The sequence below is a fragment of the Nocardia sp. CY15 genome, from assembly GCF_009829295.1.
Taxonomy (GTDB): Bacteria; Actinomycetota; Actinomycetes; order Mycobacteriales; family Mycobacteriaceae; genus Nocardia; species Nocardia sputi.
This window is the reverse complement of record NZ_VUOT01000049.1, coordinates 1-17,610: the sequence shown is the minus strand read 5'-3', so window position 1 is coordinate 17,610 and position 17,610 is coordinate 1. Positions and strand designations below refer to the sequence as shown.

At 65.7% G+C, this 17,610-nt stretch carries 11 protein-coding genes and 3 pseudogenes; 6 read left to right on the top strand and 8 right to left on the bottom strand.

What is annotated here, in order from left to right:
* Positions 1–31: 31 nt before the first annotated feature.
* On the bottom strand, positions 32–592 hold the full coding sequence (locus tag GVY39_RS31395; protein WP_159930558.1) for a dihydrofolate reductase family protein: 561 nt from the start codon (positions 590–592) through the stop codon (positions 32–34).
* 115 nt (positions 593–707) lie between these two features.
* On the opposite strand from GVY39_RS31395, the gene GVY39_RS35450 reads away from it, so the two are divergent.
* A complete protein-coding gene (locus tag GVY39_RS35450; RefSeq protein ID WP_159930557.1) occupies positions 708–896 on the top strand; it encodes a hypothetical protein in 189 nt (62 codons plus the stop codon).
* Between the two features lie 1,012 nt (positions 897–1,908).
* Here GVY39_RS35450 and GVY39_RS31385 read toward each other — a convergent pair.
* The 3 genes from GVY39_RS31385 to GVY39_RS31375 all read right to left on the bottom strand — a co-directional run bounded on the left by GVY39_RS31385 (position 1,909) and on the right by GVY39_RS31375 (position 8,943).
* A complete protein-coding gene (locus GVY39_RS31385; RefSeq protein ID WP_159930556.1) occupies positions 1,909–2,865 on the bottom strand; it encodes an alpha/beta fold hydrolase in 957 nt (318 codons plus the stop codon).
* 365 nt (positions 2,866–3,230) lie between these two features.
* Positions 3,231–5,387 carry a hypothetical protein gene (locus GVY39_RS31380; protein ID WP_159930555.1) on the bottom strand — a complete coding sequence of 719 codons (2,157 nt, stop codon included), beginning with the start codon at positions 5,385–5,387 and terminating at the stop codon, positions 3,231–3,233.
* Positions 5,388–6,144: 757 nt separating this feature from the next.
* A complete protein-coding gene (locus GVY39_RS31375) occupies positions 6,145–8,943 on the bottom strand; it encodes a Tn3 family transposase (RefSeq protein WP_159930554.1) in 2,799 nt (932 codons plus the stop codon).
* On the opposite strand from GVY39_RS31375, the gene GVY39_RS34855 reads away from it, so the two are divergent.
* Positions 8,837–9,541 carry a transposase gene (locus GVY39_RS34855; RefSeq protein ID WP_236565772.1) on the top strand — a complete coding sequence of 235 codons (705 nt, stop codon included), beginning with the start codon at positions 8,837–8,839 and terminating at the stop codon, positions 9,539–9,541. The two genes, GVY39_RS31375 and GVY39_RS34855, sit on opposite strands and share 107 nt — an antisense overlap.
* Positions 9,542–9,662: 121 nt before the next feature.
* Here GVY39_RS34855 and GVY39_RS31365 read toward each other — a convergent pair.
* Positions 9,663–9,782, bottom strand: a pseudogene (locus GVY39_RS31365) (LLM class F420-dependent oxidoreductase); the annotation flags it as partial.
* Between the two features lie 195 nt (positions 9,783–9,977).
* On the opposite strand from GVY39_RS31365, the pseudogene GVY39_RS34850 reads away from it, so the two are divergent.
* The 3 genes and pseudogenes from GVY39_RS34850 to GVY39_RS31355 all read left to right on the top strand — a co-directional run.
* Positions 9,978–10,178: pseudogene (locus GVY39_RS34850) on the top strand (AAA family ATPase); the annotation flags it as partial.
* 79 nt (positions 10,179–10,257) lie between these two features.
* Positions 10,258–10,530, top strand: a complete 273-nt coding sequence (locus GVY39_RS31360; RefSeq protein WP_159930553.1) for a hypothetical protein — start codon at positions 10,258–10,260, stop codon at positions 10,528–10,530.
* A gap of 198 nt (positions 10,531–10,728) precedes the next feature.
* Positions 10,729–11,052, top strand: a complete 324-nt coding sequence (locus tag GVY39_RS31355) for a hypothetical protein (protein ID WP_159930552.1) — start codon at positions 10,729–10,731, stop codon at positions 11,050–11,052.
* Positions 11,053–11,413: 361 nt separating this feature from the next.
* Here GVY39_RS31355 and GVY39_RS31350 read toward each other — a convergent pair.
* Positions 11,414–12,088, bottom strand: a pseudogene (locus GVY39_RS31350) (transposase); the annotation flags it as partial.
* On the opposite strand from GVY39_RS31350, the gene GVY39_RS31345 reads away from it, so the two are divergent.
* Positions 12,087–12,320 carry an integrase core domain-containing protein gene (locus GVY39_RS31345; RefSeq protein WP_159930551.1) on the top strand — a complete coding sequence of 78 codons (234 nt, stop codon included), beginning with the start codon at positions 12,087–12,089 and terminating at the stop codon, positions 12,318–12,320. The pseudogene GVY39_RS31350 and the gene GVY39_RS31345 overlap by 2 nt on opposite strands.
* A 66-nt stretch (positions 12,321–12,386) precedes the next feature.
* On the opposite strand, the gene GVY39_RS31340 is transcribed toward GVY39_RS31345, so the two are convergent.
* Both GVY39_RS31340 and GVY39_RS31335 read right to left on the bottom strand, forming a co-directional pair.
* On the bottom strand, positions 12,387–14,687 hold the full coding sequence (locus GVY39_RS31340; protein ID WP_159930550.1) for a penicillin acylase family protein: 2,301 nt from the start codon (positions 14,685–14,687) through the stop codon (positions 12,387–12,389).
* Between the two features lie 29 nt (positions 14,688–14,716).
* A partial coding sequence (locus tag GVY39_RS31335; protein ID WP_240679487.1) for an amino acid adenylation domain-containing protein occupies positions 14,717–17,610 on the bottom strand: 2,894 nt, incomplete at its 5' end.

Sequence of the window (17,610 nt, the reverse complement as noted above, 5' to 3'; positions counted from 1 at the left end):
GACCTTCGATCACCGCGCGGCGCTTCGGGATTCAGGCCGCAGCGTAGCGGGTGTAGGTGACGCCCCCGCGAAACGCCTTGCTGTCGAGCAGCGTCAGGGCGGGCAGTTCGACGCCGTCGGGAAACAGTCGCCTGCCGCGGCCTTGCACGGTCGGGTAGGTGAAGAGTCGATACTCGTCCACAACGCCCGCAGCGATCAGGGCGTGACACAGCGTGATACTGCCGGTGACCACGATGTCGCGGCCGGCCTGCTCCTTCAGCGCACGAACCTCAGCGACGAGGTCGCCCGACAGAATCGTCGAGTTGTCCCAGCCCGGATCGGTCATCGTTGCCGAGACGACGTACTTGTGCACCTGGTTGAGGTAGTCGGCGATGCCCGTCGGGTCGTCGGTCTGGTTGGGCCAATAGCCGCGAAAGTCCGTAAAGGTATTGCGGCCGAGCAGCAGCCCGTCCGCCTCGCTGTCCTGTTTGTGCAACTCCGCAAGAAGATCGGAATTAGCGGCGCCGCCCTGTCCCTGCGGGTCGAACCAGTCGCCGAGCATCTCGATCGCCCCGTCGACAGTGATGTTCTGGGTGATCGCCAACGTCCGCATGCATCCTCCTAGGTCTCAATACCCCTTCTCCGGGTAGACGCCCGGTCCGCCGAAAACTCATCGGTGAAACAGAGTCCAGGTCGTGGTTGGTGAGCATGCGGATCGCCTCTAACTGATGGCTGTCGAAAAGGTGAGCTTCATCGATGGCCACTACGGGCAGCCTGCCCCGCTCCGCCGCTTCAGCGGCCAGCGTCTCGGCGGTCCGGGGTACCAGGACCGCAGTGTGATAGGCGGGCTGGTGCCCGAGAGAGGCGACGATGCGGTGGAGCATGCCGCGACCCCGATCGAGGGATTCGGCAGATAGATCACGACTCGACGGCCGCGCGCCGTTCACGATCATCGGCGCGGCGCTCGGCGTGTCCGACCAAACCGTCGCCCGCCGTTAGCGCAAACTGCGCTCCACCGGGGCGCTGCGCGTACTCGGTCTCACCGACGCCCGCCGACTCGGGCACGTCGAATGGCTCGTCCGCCTGCGATGCGTACCCGGCGCGGCCGAACCCATCGCCACCGCGCTCGCCGCCCAGACACCTCCTCGGTCAGCCTCACCTCGGGCGGCACCGAGATCGTCTGCTTTACACGAACCCGCGGCCACCAGCCCCGCGACAGCTGGCTGTGGGGCAAACTGCCCCGCACACCACGAGTGGTCGCCGTCACCGCGCACTGCCTCCTCCGCATGTTCTTCGGCGGCGCGACCGGCTGGAACGGCAGATCCGAATCCACCATCCATCGACGCCTCGAACACCTCCGACACACCGGCACGCTCTTCTTCGACGTCGACATCGACCCCCGCCTACTCGGCTTCACCTGCGAAGCCATGCTGTGGTTATCCGTCCCACCCCGCCAAACTCGACGACCTCGGAGCCACCCTCGCCACCCACCCCGAAGTCGCCTTCGCCGCCGCCACCACCGGACCGACCAACCTCGTCGCCCTCTCGACGCCCTGGCCGGTTACGGTGCCGGTCTCTGGATCGCTACCGGCGCCCGCCGGCCGAGGACTCTGACCCTTGCCGAGTCCGACCTCGCCGGACTCTGGGTCGTGCATACACACCCCACCCGGCCCAGCATGCTGGTACGCGGCCGCCGCGGACCGATCGACACCGCCCCGCTGCGGAGCCCGGCGATCCGGCACAAGGAGGAACTGCTGTTCGAACGCGCACTATCCGGGGTGCGGGGACCAGATTCGCGAAAAGTGGCGCTAAGCGGTTTGGCTATCAATCCGAGCGGCACCGCGAGCGCTACCGCAGATAATTTCAGGAGTCGCCAGTACGGGTCCTTACCAGTCCCGCCCCAGTCGTAGGCTCGCCGATCAATTCCCATTAGGCGACGAGGGTGAGGTGAGCGGCCGCGGCCTGGTCGGGATCGCCTGTTCGGGTCATGAGGCGGTTGATGGCGTCGGCGACCTGGTCGGGCTGCTCGAGAATCACCGAGTGCCCGGCGCCCTCGACCATCACGAGGTCGGCGTACTCGACGGCCGCGGCCATCGCGACCGAGTGCGACGGCGGCGTCATCAGGTCGCTGCAGCCGCACAGCACCAGCGTGGGGATCCGCGAGAGGACCGCGAGCGCGTCGGTCCGGTCGTAGACCGTGAATTCGCTCAGGAAACTCGCCATCGTGACGATCGGCGTCTCGTTGCGCATCGCGTGGGCCAGCGCCAGCACCCGCGGGCTGACCTTGCGATCGCCGAACTCGGCGGCACGGATGACGGGGGCGAAGAGTGTGCAGGCTACAGGTTTCGCGTGGTGCATCAGGCCCGGGGCGCGGCGGACGGCCGCCTGGAACGCGGAGACGACCGGGTTACGCAGGAGCCGGCCGAGGCCCGCGTCGGCGAGCCCGCTCGCGGCGGTCGCCAGGAGCGCGACGCCCACGATACGAGTGCCGATCTCGTGCGGGTACCGTGCGGCGTAGGTCAGCACGGTCATGCCGCCCATCGAGTGGCCGACGAGGACGACCGGTCCGGTGGGGGCGACCGCGTCGAGAACGTCCTGCAGGTCGCGGCCGAGCTGGGCGAGGTTGTAGGTCTTGCGGGACGCTGCGGCGGAGTCGCCGTGTCCGCGATGGTCATAGCAGACCACCCGGGCGTCGGGGTATCGGCGCAGCAGCGCGTCGCGGACGTAGGTCCAGGACTCACTGCGCAGGCAATGGCCGTGCAGGAGGACGACGGTGAGGTCGGCATCGCGCGGACCGTACTCCCGAACCGCGAGAGCGACGCCGTCTCGGGTCGAGACCGTGACACGCCGTTGGGCCACGGTGGGGATGGTGGTGCGGATGGACATGAGCGGCTCCGGTGCGTTGGCGGGGAGGTGTTCTGCTCGCTGCGCGACAACCATCCTCATCGAATCGGTACCGGGCCGACATCGGGCATATACCTATCTACGGTCATGCGATCACCTAGGCACGGTTACCGATGGGCGTTCAGATGTCTCGCACTCGTGTGCATCTGGGGTAGAGCCGGCATGTGGGGTCCAACCGGCCGGAATCCGGCGTTGGCCGGAAAAAATTCGCGCCTGACCAGGCGGTTTCGATGGCGCCGACTGGCAGGCTCGCGTCCGGCACTCCAAAACGTGGGATCAAGCGGACAGCGACGCTTCATGTACCAGATGACACGATTCTTACCTGCATCGTCGATGCGCGCTGCTTTTCAACGCACGCTGTCTGGTTCCGTCAGCTCACGGATCCGGTGTCCTGCCTTGCGAGCCAAACCACTGGATGAGCTCGAGGCGATGGCACGCAGACAGGTGACCGCCTCATCACCACCGATAGCTGTGATCGCGTCGAGTGCAGCGCGGGAAGACTCTCCGATCCGCCACCCGCCCTCGAGGATCTGCTGACATAGTCGCCGCGCCGTGTCTGCATTCCCGACAAGGCCTTGCGCATGCAACACCCAGTTGTCGCGGTGGGGGCAACCGGCCAACATCCAAGCCTCGTATAGGCCCCATGCGAACTCCGCAAGCGCCGTCGGATCCACCGTTTCCGCGACAACCCGAACTCCGGCGTATTGCCATTCGGGGCGGCACATCGCCAGCATCGTGCAGAAGTCTTCCACTGCGGATTCCGGCAGCGCTGCGCTGCCGTTTGGTAGCAAGATGGCAGGAAGCAGGGCAGGGACGAGCCACGTCGGCAGTCGAGGAATCCGATGCGGTAGCGCAGACTGTATCGCATCGTCGCCCACCCTCGCGGAGATGGCTGTGCGGCTCTGCTCGCCGTAATATGCTGCGGCGCTGTCGATTGCGCTGCGGTGACCCATTTGGGCAATAGTGTGTAGCGCGTGCTGGGCAAGCATGCGATCGCTGCCGTACCGACTCAGCGCAATCGGAATCAGGTCTTCGACGGCCGTGTCGGCATGCCGCTGCCACCAAGCGACCGCGGTACGATTGGTCCGGCGGAACCCGAGGCAGCGCATCATCAGCACGGCGACACGACTGCCGTCGACTGGCTCCATGACCTGAGCCATCCGCAACGGATGTTGCGCCATCGTCGCAACGACCGCATCAAGGGCATCGGCACCGAACCTTCCCAGAATGCGTTGGAAAATCGCCTGCGAGTGGACTGCCCGCGGGACTTTGAACTCTCGCAGGATCGGATGCGCGATGTCGTCGGATATCAGTGCGAGGACGAAGGGCTCCTGGTCGACGTCCTGCACTGAGCGACGGTAATCCTCGATGCTCCGGGCCCTGCTGACCACCTCGAGCATGTCGTGTTCATACCACCACCCCCGTGTTACTGGCCTCGCAGCCCACCGCTCCCGTTCACCTGGCCGCCAGTCGAGCCGCAGCGGGCGGTCGGGGCGTTTTTCGAGGGAAAGGTGCTGTGCCCGCGAAGGTGCGCGACGCCAAGGCGGCGACGCCAAGACATCCGGCAGTTCGTGCGGTTCGGCGTTGCGTAGATGTACGGATTGACCACACTGGTGAGCCGACGCATCGCTGATGAACTGCTGTTCTCGACGTTTGAGCGCCCGAACAATATGGGCCGACGCCCTCCGGGTGGGATCGGCTGACAACAGCCTCCTCGCACGGCGCGGGAACCGGACCGCGGATCGGGACAGCGCACCGAACACCAACCCGTTGTCGGCGCGAGCCTGGAGCAGCCCCATCGCGACATCGGTCGGAAACCGGGACAGCATGTCGGCGAGCTCGCCCGTGGAGTCTCGGTCAGCACCCCAACCGTAGGTTGCATGAAGCCTGGCATCCAGCATCGCCGCGATGACGTCGGCGGCGGCGGGACCTACCTGGGTCGCGATGTTGTACACATGACGAAAAAGGCGTGCTGGCTCGACCACTTCGGTGATGCGAGTGAGTTGCTCAGAGGTGGTGGCGCAAGCGGCTAGAAGGGCAAGCGAATCCGAGGAATCAGACGGAACCGACCAAGCCCCGAAATCGTTGCTGTACCAGCGCAGGTGCCGCTCGGGCGGTGCGCTGCGCGACTTGTCGATCGGCATCGCCTCGAGATCTGCATCGATCCAACCCTGTTCGGTCGGAAGCAGGTACGACGTGGCGACCCGGACCCACAGGTCACCGATATGACCGGAAGCCCCTCGACCGCCGGCAACGCCGCGCAGCGTACCGAGGCGTTGGACGGTGGTCCGGTAACGCTCTTCGGATGCAGTCGCCAGGTGCGCCCGGACCCGCCGCAGCACGTTGTAGGCACGCAATGGTCCTGGTTCGTTCGGCTCGGGCGCGGTCAGATGGATAGGATTCCACGTACCGCCCCGGGATCCCGATACGACCGAACTCGACATTCCCACCCCGGACATCCACACAGCTGCTTCCGCCGCGAATTCGAGCCCGTACTCAGCCACCCACGTGTCAGCTAGACTGCGCGGCTCCGAGTGCACGAGAGCGCATACAACTGCTGCGCCTTTCGCGGATACGCGTGAATCGAGAAACCCGGCCCCTGCCTCGGAAAGCCAATACACACCACCGCGGGGCGGGAACGCCAGAGCACCCTCGATCACCTGGCGATACGGGGCGAGCTCGGTGGGCGTAACAGGCGTTCGCGGCCGAAACGTCAACTGTCGTGCCGGGCCCAGCCCCCGAAAAGGCGCTGCCCTGGGCCACCATTTCGCCGGAACCGCCCACGAGTCCTCATCCAGCCGGTCATGAGGTTCGGCCACACACCCTCCGATTTCGCCTACCGGACACGACCATAATTGGCTCGGACACGCGGTCACGGGCAATGAGAGACGCCGCTCGCTGAATCGTGTACGTCGCACATCGCATGCCTTCGCCGCAGCCTAAAAGGCATGGCCAAATTCACGACCTCCCAGCAATGGGAACCGATAGGGGTCTTGCGAGTTCTCTGCAACGCCCACCGTGGCTATGGGCCGGACGTGCCCGATATTCAACGCGAAGGGGGTTCCGGGCAGTCGAAGTACGCGCGTGTTCAAGAGTCCGGCAGATCCTCGGGGCTCTGGTAACTCGCCAGAGCAGACCGACGGTCTTGTCATTCGTGCTGGGTATCACGGCGAACCTGCCACTGGCCGGACCCGTTCGCGCGGACCGATCACGTCATCGAAGGCTGGTCCGTCATCGAAGGAGCGCGCCCCGACGCCCCGGTCAGAAGAGGGTGTCGCGGACCCGTAGCGGCCTGTACCCGGTGGGACCGAGCTGGGCAAGTTCTGCATCGACATCGACCTCGATCGCGCCGAAGAAGTGGATGTTCTCCGAGTGGGCCGGGGAGATATGGGCCAGCACATCTGTGTCTATACGACGCCCCTGGCGGCGCATCTGCTCGACCGCGAGCCCGTTATACTCCGTGGTCCAGGCGATAACCGCGTTGGTGGCCAGGGTCAGGTACCAGGCCTGCTCCGTCTGGGCTTCCAGGTGGCGGGCGCGGAAAGCTCCTTCGTGGGCGTAGATGAGGCCGCGTTTGAGGGCGTGGATGGATTCGCCCTTGTTGAGCTGGCGCGAGATCCTGCGCCGGTAGTCGGGATCGGTCAGATATCGGCAGGCGTAGATGGTGCGGCGCATAGCTCCGTACTCCTTCAATGCCGCGGCCGGAGCGTTCTGGCGGCCCGACGCCGACAGCTTGCCGACCAGCAGCGACGCGGTGGCGTGCCCGAACTTCAGTGATCCGGCCAGCCGGGGTAGGTCGTCGTAGTGTTCGGCGATCAGGTCCAGATTTAGCTTGCGGGTCAACAGCGGTCCGACGTGCGGGAACCGCGCGTCGGCCTCGGCGCGCGGCACCGGCCGGTACGGGGTGATCTTGCCCAGGTCCCGGATGCGCGGGGACAGCTGCATCCCGAGCAAATCGAACAGCGCGAAGTTCACCAGGGTGACCTCGTGGGTATCGGTCGCGTGCTCGGTGATCGGCAGATCCGTTGCATTGCAGAGGATTTCGTCCAGCACGTAATGGGCTTCGCGGCGGGTGGTGACGATCACCTTGGTGCCGTAAGTGGTGTGCTGGTCGGTCACGTGAGTGTAGGTCGACAGGCCCTCCTCGGCGAAGAAGTGATTCACCGCGCGGGCGGTGGTGGACTTGCCGCGCGTGGGGAACCGCTGCCCGTCCGAGGACGACAGGGTGCCGGTCCCGAACACCGTGGTCAGCGGAAGTCTCTGGTGGTAGCCGATGATCGCCAGATTCGCCGCACGCAGCGTCTCCTCCCGCACATACCACTCCGCGGTCCACGCCAGGATGTCGTAGGAGATCCCCGACGCCGCAGCCATATTGGTCAGACCGAGGTTCGTGGAATACGCCAGCAGCACCGCGATCAGATTGCGCTTCAACTCCGGGCTGCGGGCCTGCTTACCGCCCGAATGAGTGAAGCAATCCAAGTAGCCGGTGCGTTTGTCCAGCTCGATCAGCAGCGACACGATCGGCGCGAACGGCAGCATTTCCGTGAGCTCGGCCTTCAACTCGATGGCCTCGGTCGGGATGTCCTCGGCGGTCAAAGGTGAGATCACCAGATCACCGACCTCGTCCAGCCGCACCGGCCCGTCACCGGACGCGAGCATCTGCTCCAGCTCGGCGACCGCCGCACCCCACTCGTCGGTCAACGCGACCAACGCGGCAACCGGGTCGGTTCGCTTGTCGACCAGGCGGCAGAATTCGCCGCGCTGCGGCTCCCACTGCTCGGACGTGAGCAGGTAGGCGGCAGGATCGGCGTAGTGGCGCGACCCCGGCACGAACACATCCCCGGTGCGCAGCCCGTCCCGCAACCCGAGCAGCACGCACAGTTCCCAATAGTGCCGGTAGGCGACGGTATTGCCGGTCTTGCGGGCTTCGTCGAGATAGCCGCGCCACTTGGCCGGCACGAACCCCGTGGGTGCATCGTCGAACACCTTGCGGCGCCCGGTTGCCTTCAGCTCGCGCAGCAAGTCCACCGCGATCAGCAGCTCCGTCGCCGCCGTGCCGCCGGCGGACCGGACCGCCGACAACACCGCCGGAGTGAACTTCCGCAGATACGAATACGACGAATCGAGAGCCACCAGATGCCCGTGATCACGCGGTAGCCGCGGCTTGGCCTGCGCTTTCGCGGCCCGCAGCCGCTCCAACCCGATGCCCTCACCTCGGATCAACCCGCCGACATCCTCGTCGGGGATGTGCGGGTCGATGAGGATGGATAGGAGGTCATCCAGTAGCGCCTGCCGGTCCTCCCCGCTCTTGCCGCGCTCGGCCAGCTCCTCGCGCATCCGGTTCTCCGCGGCACTGAACTTCCCCGACAGTGCCTGATCGAACAGCACCGCAGCCGCCGACGCCTCCACCGGCCCGGTGGACAGCCACCGCAACCGTGACATCCGGATCGAGGCATCGGTGACCAGCAAGCCGTCCAACTCAGCGCACCGCTGCGGAGTCAGCTCATGCGCGAGCCGATCGTAGGTCTCCCGCTGCGCCTGCTCACGCGCGTGCACAACGCGGCGCACAACGGTGTCGGGGCTGGGGCGGATCACCCGCGCCGAGAGCAGATACTCACACCCCAAACGGAACAGCAGTGTCGGCGAATCATGTTCCATCGCCCGCGCCAGCAAGAACTCGTCCAACTCCTTGAACTCCAGCGCACCGGCCGACCGCCAGCCCAGATACTGGGCCACCACTCGCAGATGCTCGGTGCGCGTCTGCGCCCGCTTGCCATACGAACGGATCAGCGACACATCGACATCCAGCTGATCCGCCAACCGCGCCACCGCCACTGCAGGCGCGGCAGCCACCTTGTCCGGCACGAACCCCAACCACGGCAGCGCACACAACGCCACCGACAAACCCAGCCGCTCCGCGGGGCCACGCCCGCGACCCGGCGTCAGAAAGGCGATGTCAGCCGGGGTGAGCGTGAAGTGCCGGAACAACTCCTCGCGGCTGATATCCGGGAACTCCCGCAGCCGCGCCAACTCCTCGACCGCGAACACCTGCATCGCCACGAAACCCAGCCTCCAGCACGCCGACCAACCTCATCGGCAGCCAAGCCAAGCACCAATCACGACGCCCCGCAGGACAAACAAGGAGCGCGCTATCTGCTGGTCAAGCCATTGTCGTTGTTTTTCGTCCGATTACTACCGGAACCCCGACTTGCTGCGCACCGGCATCTCCATCCGGGAAGGACGGCTGTCGTCGGTTACGCTGCTACGACGCCTCGGTAATCATTCGCGGAAAAACCGCTTGTACAAAGCGTTCCGGGAACTCGGCCGGGTGGTCAGGACCATCACGCTGCTGCGGTTTCTGTCCGAACCCGAGCTGCGCGAGCAGATCACGGCGATCACGAACCGGGCCGAGTCGTTCCACGGGTTCGCCGAGTGGCTGATGTTCGGTGGCCGCCTGATCGGCCACAACGATCCGGACCACCAGGAACGGGTGGTGAAGTTCAACGAACTGGTCGCCAACTGCGCCATCTACTCCACCGCCCTGGACATCACCGACGCCGCGAACGCCCTGGCCGCCGAGGGGCACCCGGTCGACCCGGATGATCTGGCCACCATCACGCCCTACATCACCCGCACGATCCGCCGGTTCGGCGATTAGGTCCTCAACCTCACCCCGCCCGAAGCGGTGCCGGTGACCCGCCTGGACCTCGAACCGCGCGCACTGTTCGCCACTGGACCGCCTTGACCAAGGGTCGGACATTGCTGTTTCTAGCGTTCACCTACCTCAGGCCGAGCGGTCCGGCCAATTCGGCGAGGGCCGCGACGAGGTTTCCAGGTTCGGTGAGCACTTGCACAGGCACATGGTCGGCGCCGGCGTCGAGGTGCGCTGCCAGCCCGGCAGGGCTGGCTATGTCAACTTGATTTGGCCCCGGTGTGACGCAGTACCTACTTGATAGCAACAATCCATTGTCCCGGACGAGTGCCGCTGAAACTGGATAAGGCTGGTTCGCCAGGCATGAATCACTGTGGCAATCCGGATTCCCAAGCCTCCCAGAGCGAGTTGTCGCAGGACCGGGCCGGCCGCCATCCCGATCGTGATCTATCTGCCGAATCCCTCGATCGGGGTCCGCGGCATGCTCCACCGCATCGTCGCCTCTCTCGGGCACCGGCCCGCCTATCACACCGCGGTCCCGGCACCCGAGGCCGCCGAGACGCTGGCCGCTGAAGCGGCGGAGCGGGGCAGGCTGCCCATAGTGGCCATCGATGAAGCTCACCTGCTCGACAGCCATCAGTTATTAGTGGGAAGCTATCCGGCCGCCGTGGCAAATATCAGCATTAGAGTTGCCACACAGCTTTCCCAGGAGGTACCGACTCATGAACGAACCGACAGCGGCATTCGCGCGGGCCGAGGACGCGATCGCCCGGCTGCGAGCCGCGGCGGCGGCCTCGGAAGGCGAGGTCCGACTGGGCCCTGGCATCCCGGACGACGTCATCGACACCTGGGCGGTGCCGGTGCCCGCCGACATCCGGCTCCTGGCACGCGAGATCGGCGAAATCTGGTTCGACGACTACGATCCGATCACCTTCGGACATCCGGAGAACTTCGAGCCCAGGTTCTGCCGCGCCGGCGCACCAGGGACCTGGTGAGCGCTGCACCGCAACGCCGCCGCGGAGAATTACTACGCCGACATCGATCCCGAGACCGGCGTCTGGGGTCGGGTCTTCTACCACTGGGAGGACAACTCCACCACCCTGGTCGCGCCGTCGGTCGCCGACTGGTTCACCTCCGTCGCCGACGGGCTCGACCTGGCCTTGCGGGTTGCCGCCGGCGAGCGGGTCGAGGGTATGGATCCGGGTCTGGACGACGACGAACTGGACGACCTCGACTTCGAATCGGTGTTCCAGGACTGGTGGTCCGGCCAGGGCGAAATCCTCGCGCCCCGCGACTCACCGATAGCGGCCGCCATGCCAGCACCGACGGCCCGCCATTCCCCCGACACGGTATTGGCGACCGCCGCAGCCGCTCTCCCCGATGGTGCCGTCCTCGCCGACCTTCGCACCGCGCACTACCCCACCTTCATCTCGTTCAACGAGTTCCGCGGCGGCACGGCCCGCTACCGCCGCTTCGCCGGCGGCACCCTCCTCGCCGCCATCCCCTCCGACTCCTGATCGGCATCTCGGGCAGCACAGGTTCTGCCGGCGAAGCACTGCGGCTCTATGCACCCGGCTGGCTGTTCACCAGAACAGTCACCACCGATACTCGACTGGGCGGCTACGACCTGCCCGCCGGAACCTCTGTGGTGTGAGCACCGACACCCGCCGCTATCTCCCGGGCCTGCGACATGTGGTCCGCGGCAATCTCGATTGGGCACTCGACGTCGAACGTTACCTGTGACTGGGCCCCGATTGCAGGTCCACCTGATCTGGCCCCCGCTCAGGAGGCCGCGGTTTCGAGAGTTGAGGCAGACTGACCCGTAGGAGGTCACGATGCCGAAATCCTTTCCGCTGTCCATGCGCCGGCAGGTGTGTGCTCGGCTGCGAACTGGAAATCCAGCGCCCACACTCGGTTCGGTGCCTCCGCCGTCACCGACGTGATGGTGGAGGCACCGGTGCGTTTGCGGCGCCGCCGCAGTGGCACCCGCAACCCTTCGGCTCGCCACAGACGCTGGATCTTCTTGTGGTTGACTTGCCAGCCCTCGGCGCGGGCGTCATGGTAGGCGCGGCGGAATCCTTGCCGTGGATGGGTTTTCGTCCACTCGCGTAACCATTCCCCGCAACCCGGAATCCGGATCACCTGCGGTCTGATCGGCCGGTAGACGGCGTTGAGTGCTTCGGTGCTGCCCGGTCACCCGGCACGCGAAGCGTTCGCTCATTCCGAACAATCGTTGCAGGTGAGCGACCGCCGCGCGCCGGCGTTCCGGGTCTAGAAGTTTCCCTTCGCGATCTCCTTCAACGCCGCTTTCTCCAGCTCGGCCTCGGCCAGCAGCCGTTTGAGCACGGTGTTCTCGCGCTCGAGCTCTTTGAGTTTCTTCACGTCATCGGCCTTCAACCCGCCGAACTGATTACGCCACCGGTAATAGGTGGCCTCGGTGACCTGCAGGACCCGGCACACCTCGGCCACGTCCTTGCCCTCGGCCAACAGTCGATCGGCCTCGGTCAGCTTCCGAACCACCTGCTCAGGGGTATGTCGTTTACGCGTCGCCATGATCGTCGTCGAGCCTTCCCACCCAAATCCTGGGCACTCAGACTCTCACAAACTACTACGGACCGAACCAGAGGGGTCACGTCATCATGTCTACGCCACCAAAGTGGAACTCGTTGCCTCGGTTGACAATTGGATCGACAGATACAACCATGATCGGCGGCACTCCGCCCTCGGGATGCTCGGCCCCATATGCTACGAGCAATCCCTGACAGACGCAGCCAAGGCTGCTTGAAACCCTGTCCACCATTCGGGGTGAACCTCAGCCGGACGATCACCGCTCCCGAAGACCGCGTTCCACTCAGCCATGCAGTGCGCGAGTTCGCAGGGCAGGGTCGGAGTGGATCTCGGATTCGGTAAAGCGTTCGACGACCCAGTCATTGGTTGCGAACAGTTTTGTCTGGTCGCTGCTGTGCGGGGAGTTTGCATCCGGTGATTGGGAGTACGTGAGCAAGGTGCGTGCCGAGGTTCTTGTAGGGGACAGTTCGACTGCCATGATGAAGCTCGAACCGAAGTCCACGGGAGCGAAGGTTCCGTCGTCGCGGAGTCCCGGTGGTCCCCCGCCGATCACGTGGTAGCAGCCTTCCTGGTGGGTACAGCCGGGCACCGCCACGTCGGTGCCGATCGAGCGCTGGAAGGAGGAGAGGGAGGCGTTCGGCGGTATGCCGGCGTCGGCCAAGCGGGCCACGGCGTCCGCCAGGGCGCGGCGGACTTCGGGAACCGCGGTGTTCACGGTGTTGGGAGTGGTCAGTGGGTGGGTCGGATCGAACGGTACCGCCCACACGTTGGGGACGCGCTCTGCGGCGAGCCAGAGCTCACGCCACAGTACGGCTCCCGCACTGTGCGGCTCGGCTCGCGAATCCCACTGTGCCAGAGCCTCACACGCCTCGGTAACGTCGACGTATCGTCCATCGGTCGCCTGGATGGTCGTCTGCTCGCGGCACATCGAAACGACTTTGTCCCTCGCCAATTCAGCGCTGTGGTTCCGGTCGGCCGAAAACGCCTCGAGTGCAGTCGATATGGTGAACCCCGCTGGCCCGAGTCCGTCTACGCCGCGTAGGCGTCGATCGATGATGTCCAGGCCGACGCGGGTGCGCAGGCTCCGTGGTGTCGCGACTGGTCCGAAGATCTGTGGCGTGCCCACGATCGGCGCGGCGGGGTTGGTGAGCCAGGCGGAGTCGTTACTGTTGGTTACGAAATCGGAGCGTGTGAGGGACGGGTACGCGTGCGGACCGAAGATTCCGGGCGTTACGGCGTCGGGGTCGCTGCCCCAGGCGCACAACGACAGTGAGCCGTCGAGCAGCGCCGCGCTCGGGGGAAGCCCCGGACCCCGGCCGCACAGCAATGCCTGTGCGTCGGTGACGTGCGGAACAACCGAGGCGTCGGCGTAATAGGCGGCACCGGTGTCGTCGACAGCGAGCGTGTTGGCGAAAGCTACGCCTTGGTAACGGTTTTGCGCCTGGCGCAGCTCGGCGACGCTGTCGGCCTGATTCATCGCCAGCCACACATTGGCGGACCTCCCGTTGTCGACGTTGACGTCGCGCAGCGACAGTGCGGTCGACTCGGTCCATGCGCCCGCAAGCACCGGCCCATAGCGGGAGTTGTAGACGGTCCGGTTCGCTGTGCCGCCGCCGAGCACCGGCACGGCAATGCTGCGCTCGGTCATTCGCTCTGGTCTGCCGTCCACGAGATAGCTCATCGGATCGCCGGGGACCAGTCGCAATACGTACATGCTGTATCGCCGGGCGGTCGACACCGTGTGGGTCCAGGCCAGGTGTGCCGTGTGCCCGATTATGACCAGCGGCACGCCGGGCAACGTCGCGCCGGACACGTTGAGGACACCGGGAATGGTCAACTGGGCCTGATAGAAGCGCAGTGACCCCCGCCAGGGGAAATGTGGGTTGGCCAGCAGGAAGCCGCCGCGCTGCGGCGTACCGTCCCGTCCGACGGCGATCCCGTTGCTGCCCAGACGCACGGTGTCGCCGCCCGCCATCTCGGCGAATATCGCATCGATTGCGGTGGCTCGAGGCGGTGCGGGCGTCGCCGCCGCGACCCGTGACTTGACCCGGCCGATCCCGCTGAACACGGTGATGGCGTAGATCATCCGCTGAACATCGAGCCGAGTGATCGGACGCACCCACGGTTTGCCACGGCAATCCGGGTCCGGTAGTCCGTCCACGCCCACGTCGGCGAGATACCGGTTCACCCCGGCCACGTAGCCGGCGATGAGGTCATCGATTTCGGCGGTGGGTCCGAGTGGTGGCGGTTGGTCGAAGGCTCGCTCCACGTTGCCGTTCTCATCGAGGAAGCGGTGGAAGACATCGCTGTCGATGTTGGTGAGCTGCCGGTCGATCGGATCCCCGGCATTGGCATCGGCACCGAAATACCGCGAGCGCTCGCCGCCGACCGTCAGCACGATATCCGCGAGCGAGCACATGCTGTCCTCCGCGAGTGCGTAGCCGAGGCCGAATCCGAGGCCGGGAAAGTCGTCGGCGAGGACATGCGGGATGCCGTACGCGGTGCGCCGGATGACCACCGAACCCCCGCCACGGTCCGCGCCGCCGACCCCGTGGGTGACCCCGGACAGGAGAGTGAGCACCATGACGAGAACCGAAAAATACCGCAACGAGGTCATGGAATCTTTCCCGCTTCCGGTTCTCCGGCGCGGAGCGCGGCCGCCAGCCGATCCACGTCCGGCGGCAGCAGGACGGTGTGGTGGCTGCCCGGTACATCGACGAGGACGAGACTATCGGGGTTCCCGACGGATGCCCACCCGAGGGTCGGATCACCGACGTCCGCAATGGTTTTCCCAGCGCGAACGACGGTGACAACACCGGCCCACGGCTGCGGCTGGTAGCCGCGCAGCGCGCTCGTGTGCCGCTCGAACAGATCATGGCGACGTCGGATTTCCGCGACGGTGGTGTGCGGCGGAACAGCCGCAACCCGCCTTGCGTGGTCGGTCAGCAGTTCGAGTTGGTCAGTGATCTCGCTCGCCCAGAAGTCATCGCCCAATGTGACGCGATCCTTGGCTTCGGGCAGCAGTGTGTGGACAAATATCCCGAACCGGCCTGACTTGTCGACGGGAACACCCGCGAGCATCCGCTGCGGCGCCCACGCGTCGACCAATACGACCTGGTCCACCTCAGCCCCGGATTCGCCGAGCTGCACGGCCATCTCGTATGCCACCGTGCCCGCGAACGACCAACCGAGCAACCGGTAGGGACCACGTGGCCGGTCGCGTCGGAGCCGGGCGACCAGCTCGGCGGCTATCTGTGCGATCGAGGGGGACTCCACGGTCGGCGCGGCCGTGAGCCCGTACACGGCCTCCGTATCCGACAGCCGTAGGGCGAGCGCGGTGTACTCGGAAACTCCGCCGAGTATTCCGTGCACGCAGTACAGCGGTGGCCGCTCGCCACCCGCACGGTGTAGCCGAACCACGCCGGACGAACTCGCCTGTTCGGCCGACTGCTGGTTCATTGTGCGCCGCAGGTCGATTCGTGCCGCCAGGGCCGACACCGAGGAATGCGTGAACACGTCCTGCACGGGCAACCGAATCGCGAGCTCGTCCGCCAGCCGCCGCACGAGCTGGGTGGCACCGAGCGAGTTGCCGCCCAGCGCGAAGAACTCGTCGTCCGAGCCGACAGCCGGCACGCCGAGCACTTCCGCGAACACCGTGGCAATCACGACCTCGGTCGGCGTTCCCGGCGCGCGATACCGCCGTGGCTGGAACACCGGGGCGGGCAGTGCGGTACGGTCGATCTTTCCCGAGGCATTGATGGGGAGCTCATCGAGCACCAGCACTGCCGCGGGTACCAGGTAGCCAGGCAACACGTCACGCACCGACTCGATCAGGGCGGTCGCGTCGAGGCCCACTCCGGTCACATAACCCACCAGCTGATCACCCAGGCGCGGATCGTTGCTCATCGTCACGGCGGCCCGGCACACCCCTGGATATCGAGTCAGGGCCGACTCGATCTCGCCGAGCTCGACCCGCTGTCCGCGTAGTTTGACTTGAAAATCGCTGCGCCCTAAGAATTCCAAGCCCATTCGTGTCCACCGGACGAGGTCTCCGGTGCGATACAGTCGCTCACCTGTTCCGAACGGGTTCGCGACGAATGCGACGCTGGTCAGGCCAGGGCGGCCGGCGTATCCGCGCGCCAACTGCGCACCGCCGATGTACAACTCGCCTGCCACGCCGACGGGCACCGGCTGCAGCGCGGCGTCGAGTACGAAGGTCGTCGTGTTCCATATCGGGACACCGATCGGGACAGTGTCGGACTCGTGGCCGGTTACCTCGAAAGAGGTTACTTCCACTGTGGTTTCGGTGGGGCCATACAGGTTGTGCAGCCGGGCGCCGAGCCGCTCCCGCGACCGTCGCGCGGTCGCCACCGGCAGTGCTTCTCCCGACGAGAACACCGTCGCCAAGGTTGAGCATTTCCGGACCTCGGGCTCGGCGAGGAAAACCTCGAGTATCGATGGCACGAAATGCGCAACGGTCACTTCGTACCGGGTGATCGTGTCGATGAGGTAGCCGGGATCGTGGTGGCCATCTGGGGCCGCCACCACGATCCGTGCTCCGATCTGCAACGGCCAGAACAACTCCAGTACCGAGACGTCGAAGGTGGGCGGAGTCTTGTGCAGCACCACGTCGTCGGAGGTCAGCGCGTAGTGCGACTGCATCCACAGCAGCTCGTTGACGATCGCGCCGTGGGTTACGACGACGGGTTTGGGGCTCCCGGTGGAACCGGAGGTGAAGATGACGTAGACGGGATTCGCCTGCCGTAGCTCCGCCCGTCGATCGCGATCGGTGATCGGCGCGGCGCTCAGGCCGGTCAGGTCGATGCCCGCCAGCGCCTCCGTATCGAGGACGATGACCGGGGACACTTGTTCGAGCAGCAGCGCCCTGCGTTGCGCAGGGGCGTTCGGATCGATCGGCACATACCCGCCGCCTGCCAGCACCGTCGCGTAGGCGCACTCCACGAATCGCACGCTGCGCGGCAGCACGATGGCGACCAGCGACTCCGGACCGACCCCGTGCCCGATCAACCAGCGGGCCAACCGGTTCACCCGCCCAGAGAACTCCGCGTACGTCACCGACGTGTCCCCGAAGGTCACTGCGACGCGATCGGGGGTCCGCGCCACCTGCGCCTGGAACGGGGAGCAGAGGGTCGTGCCGGAATCCCTGGGTACCGAAACCGTAGTGGTGTTCCGGTCGATCAGTACCGCGGTTCGTTCTTCCGCGGAGAGCAGGTCGATTTCGCCGATTCGTACTCGGGTACGGGTCACTGCGGCGGTGAGTACGCGCAGGAATCTGTCCCGAAACGCCACCACCGTCGTGGTGTCGAACAGGTCTGTGGCGAAGACCAGCGAACAATTCAGCTGAGTCGCCGCTCCAGTACCCTGGGATATTTCGGTGAAGATCCATTCGAGATCGAACTTCGACGTCACGTCTGGAATATTGATGTCTTCGATCCGGAGTCCCGGCAGCTCGAAGACTGTTTCGGGAAGGTTGTGGAATGCCAGCA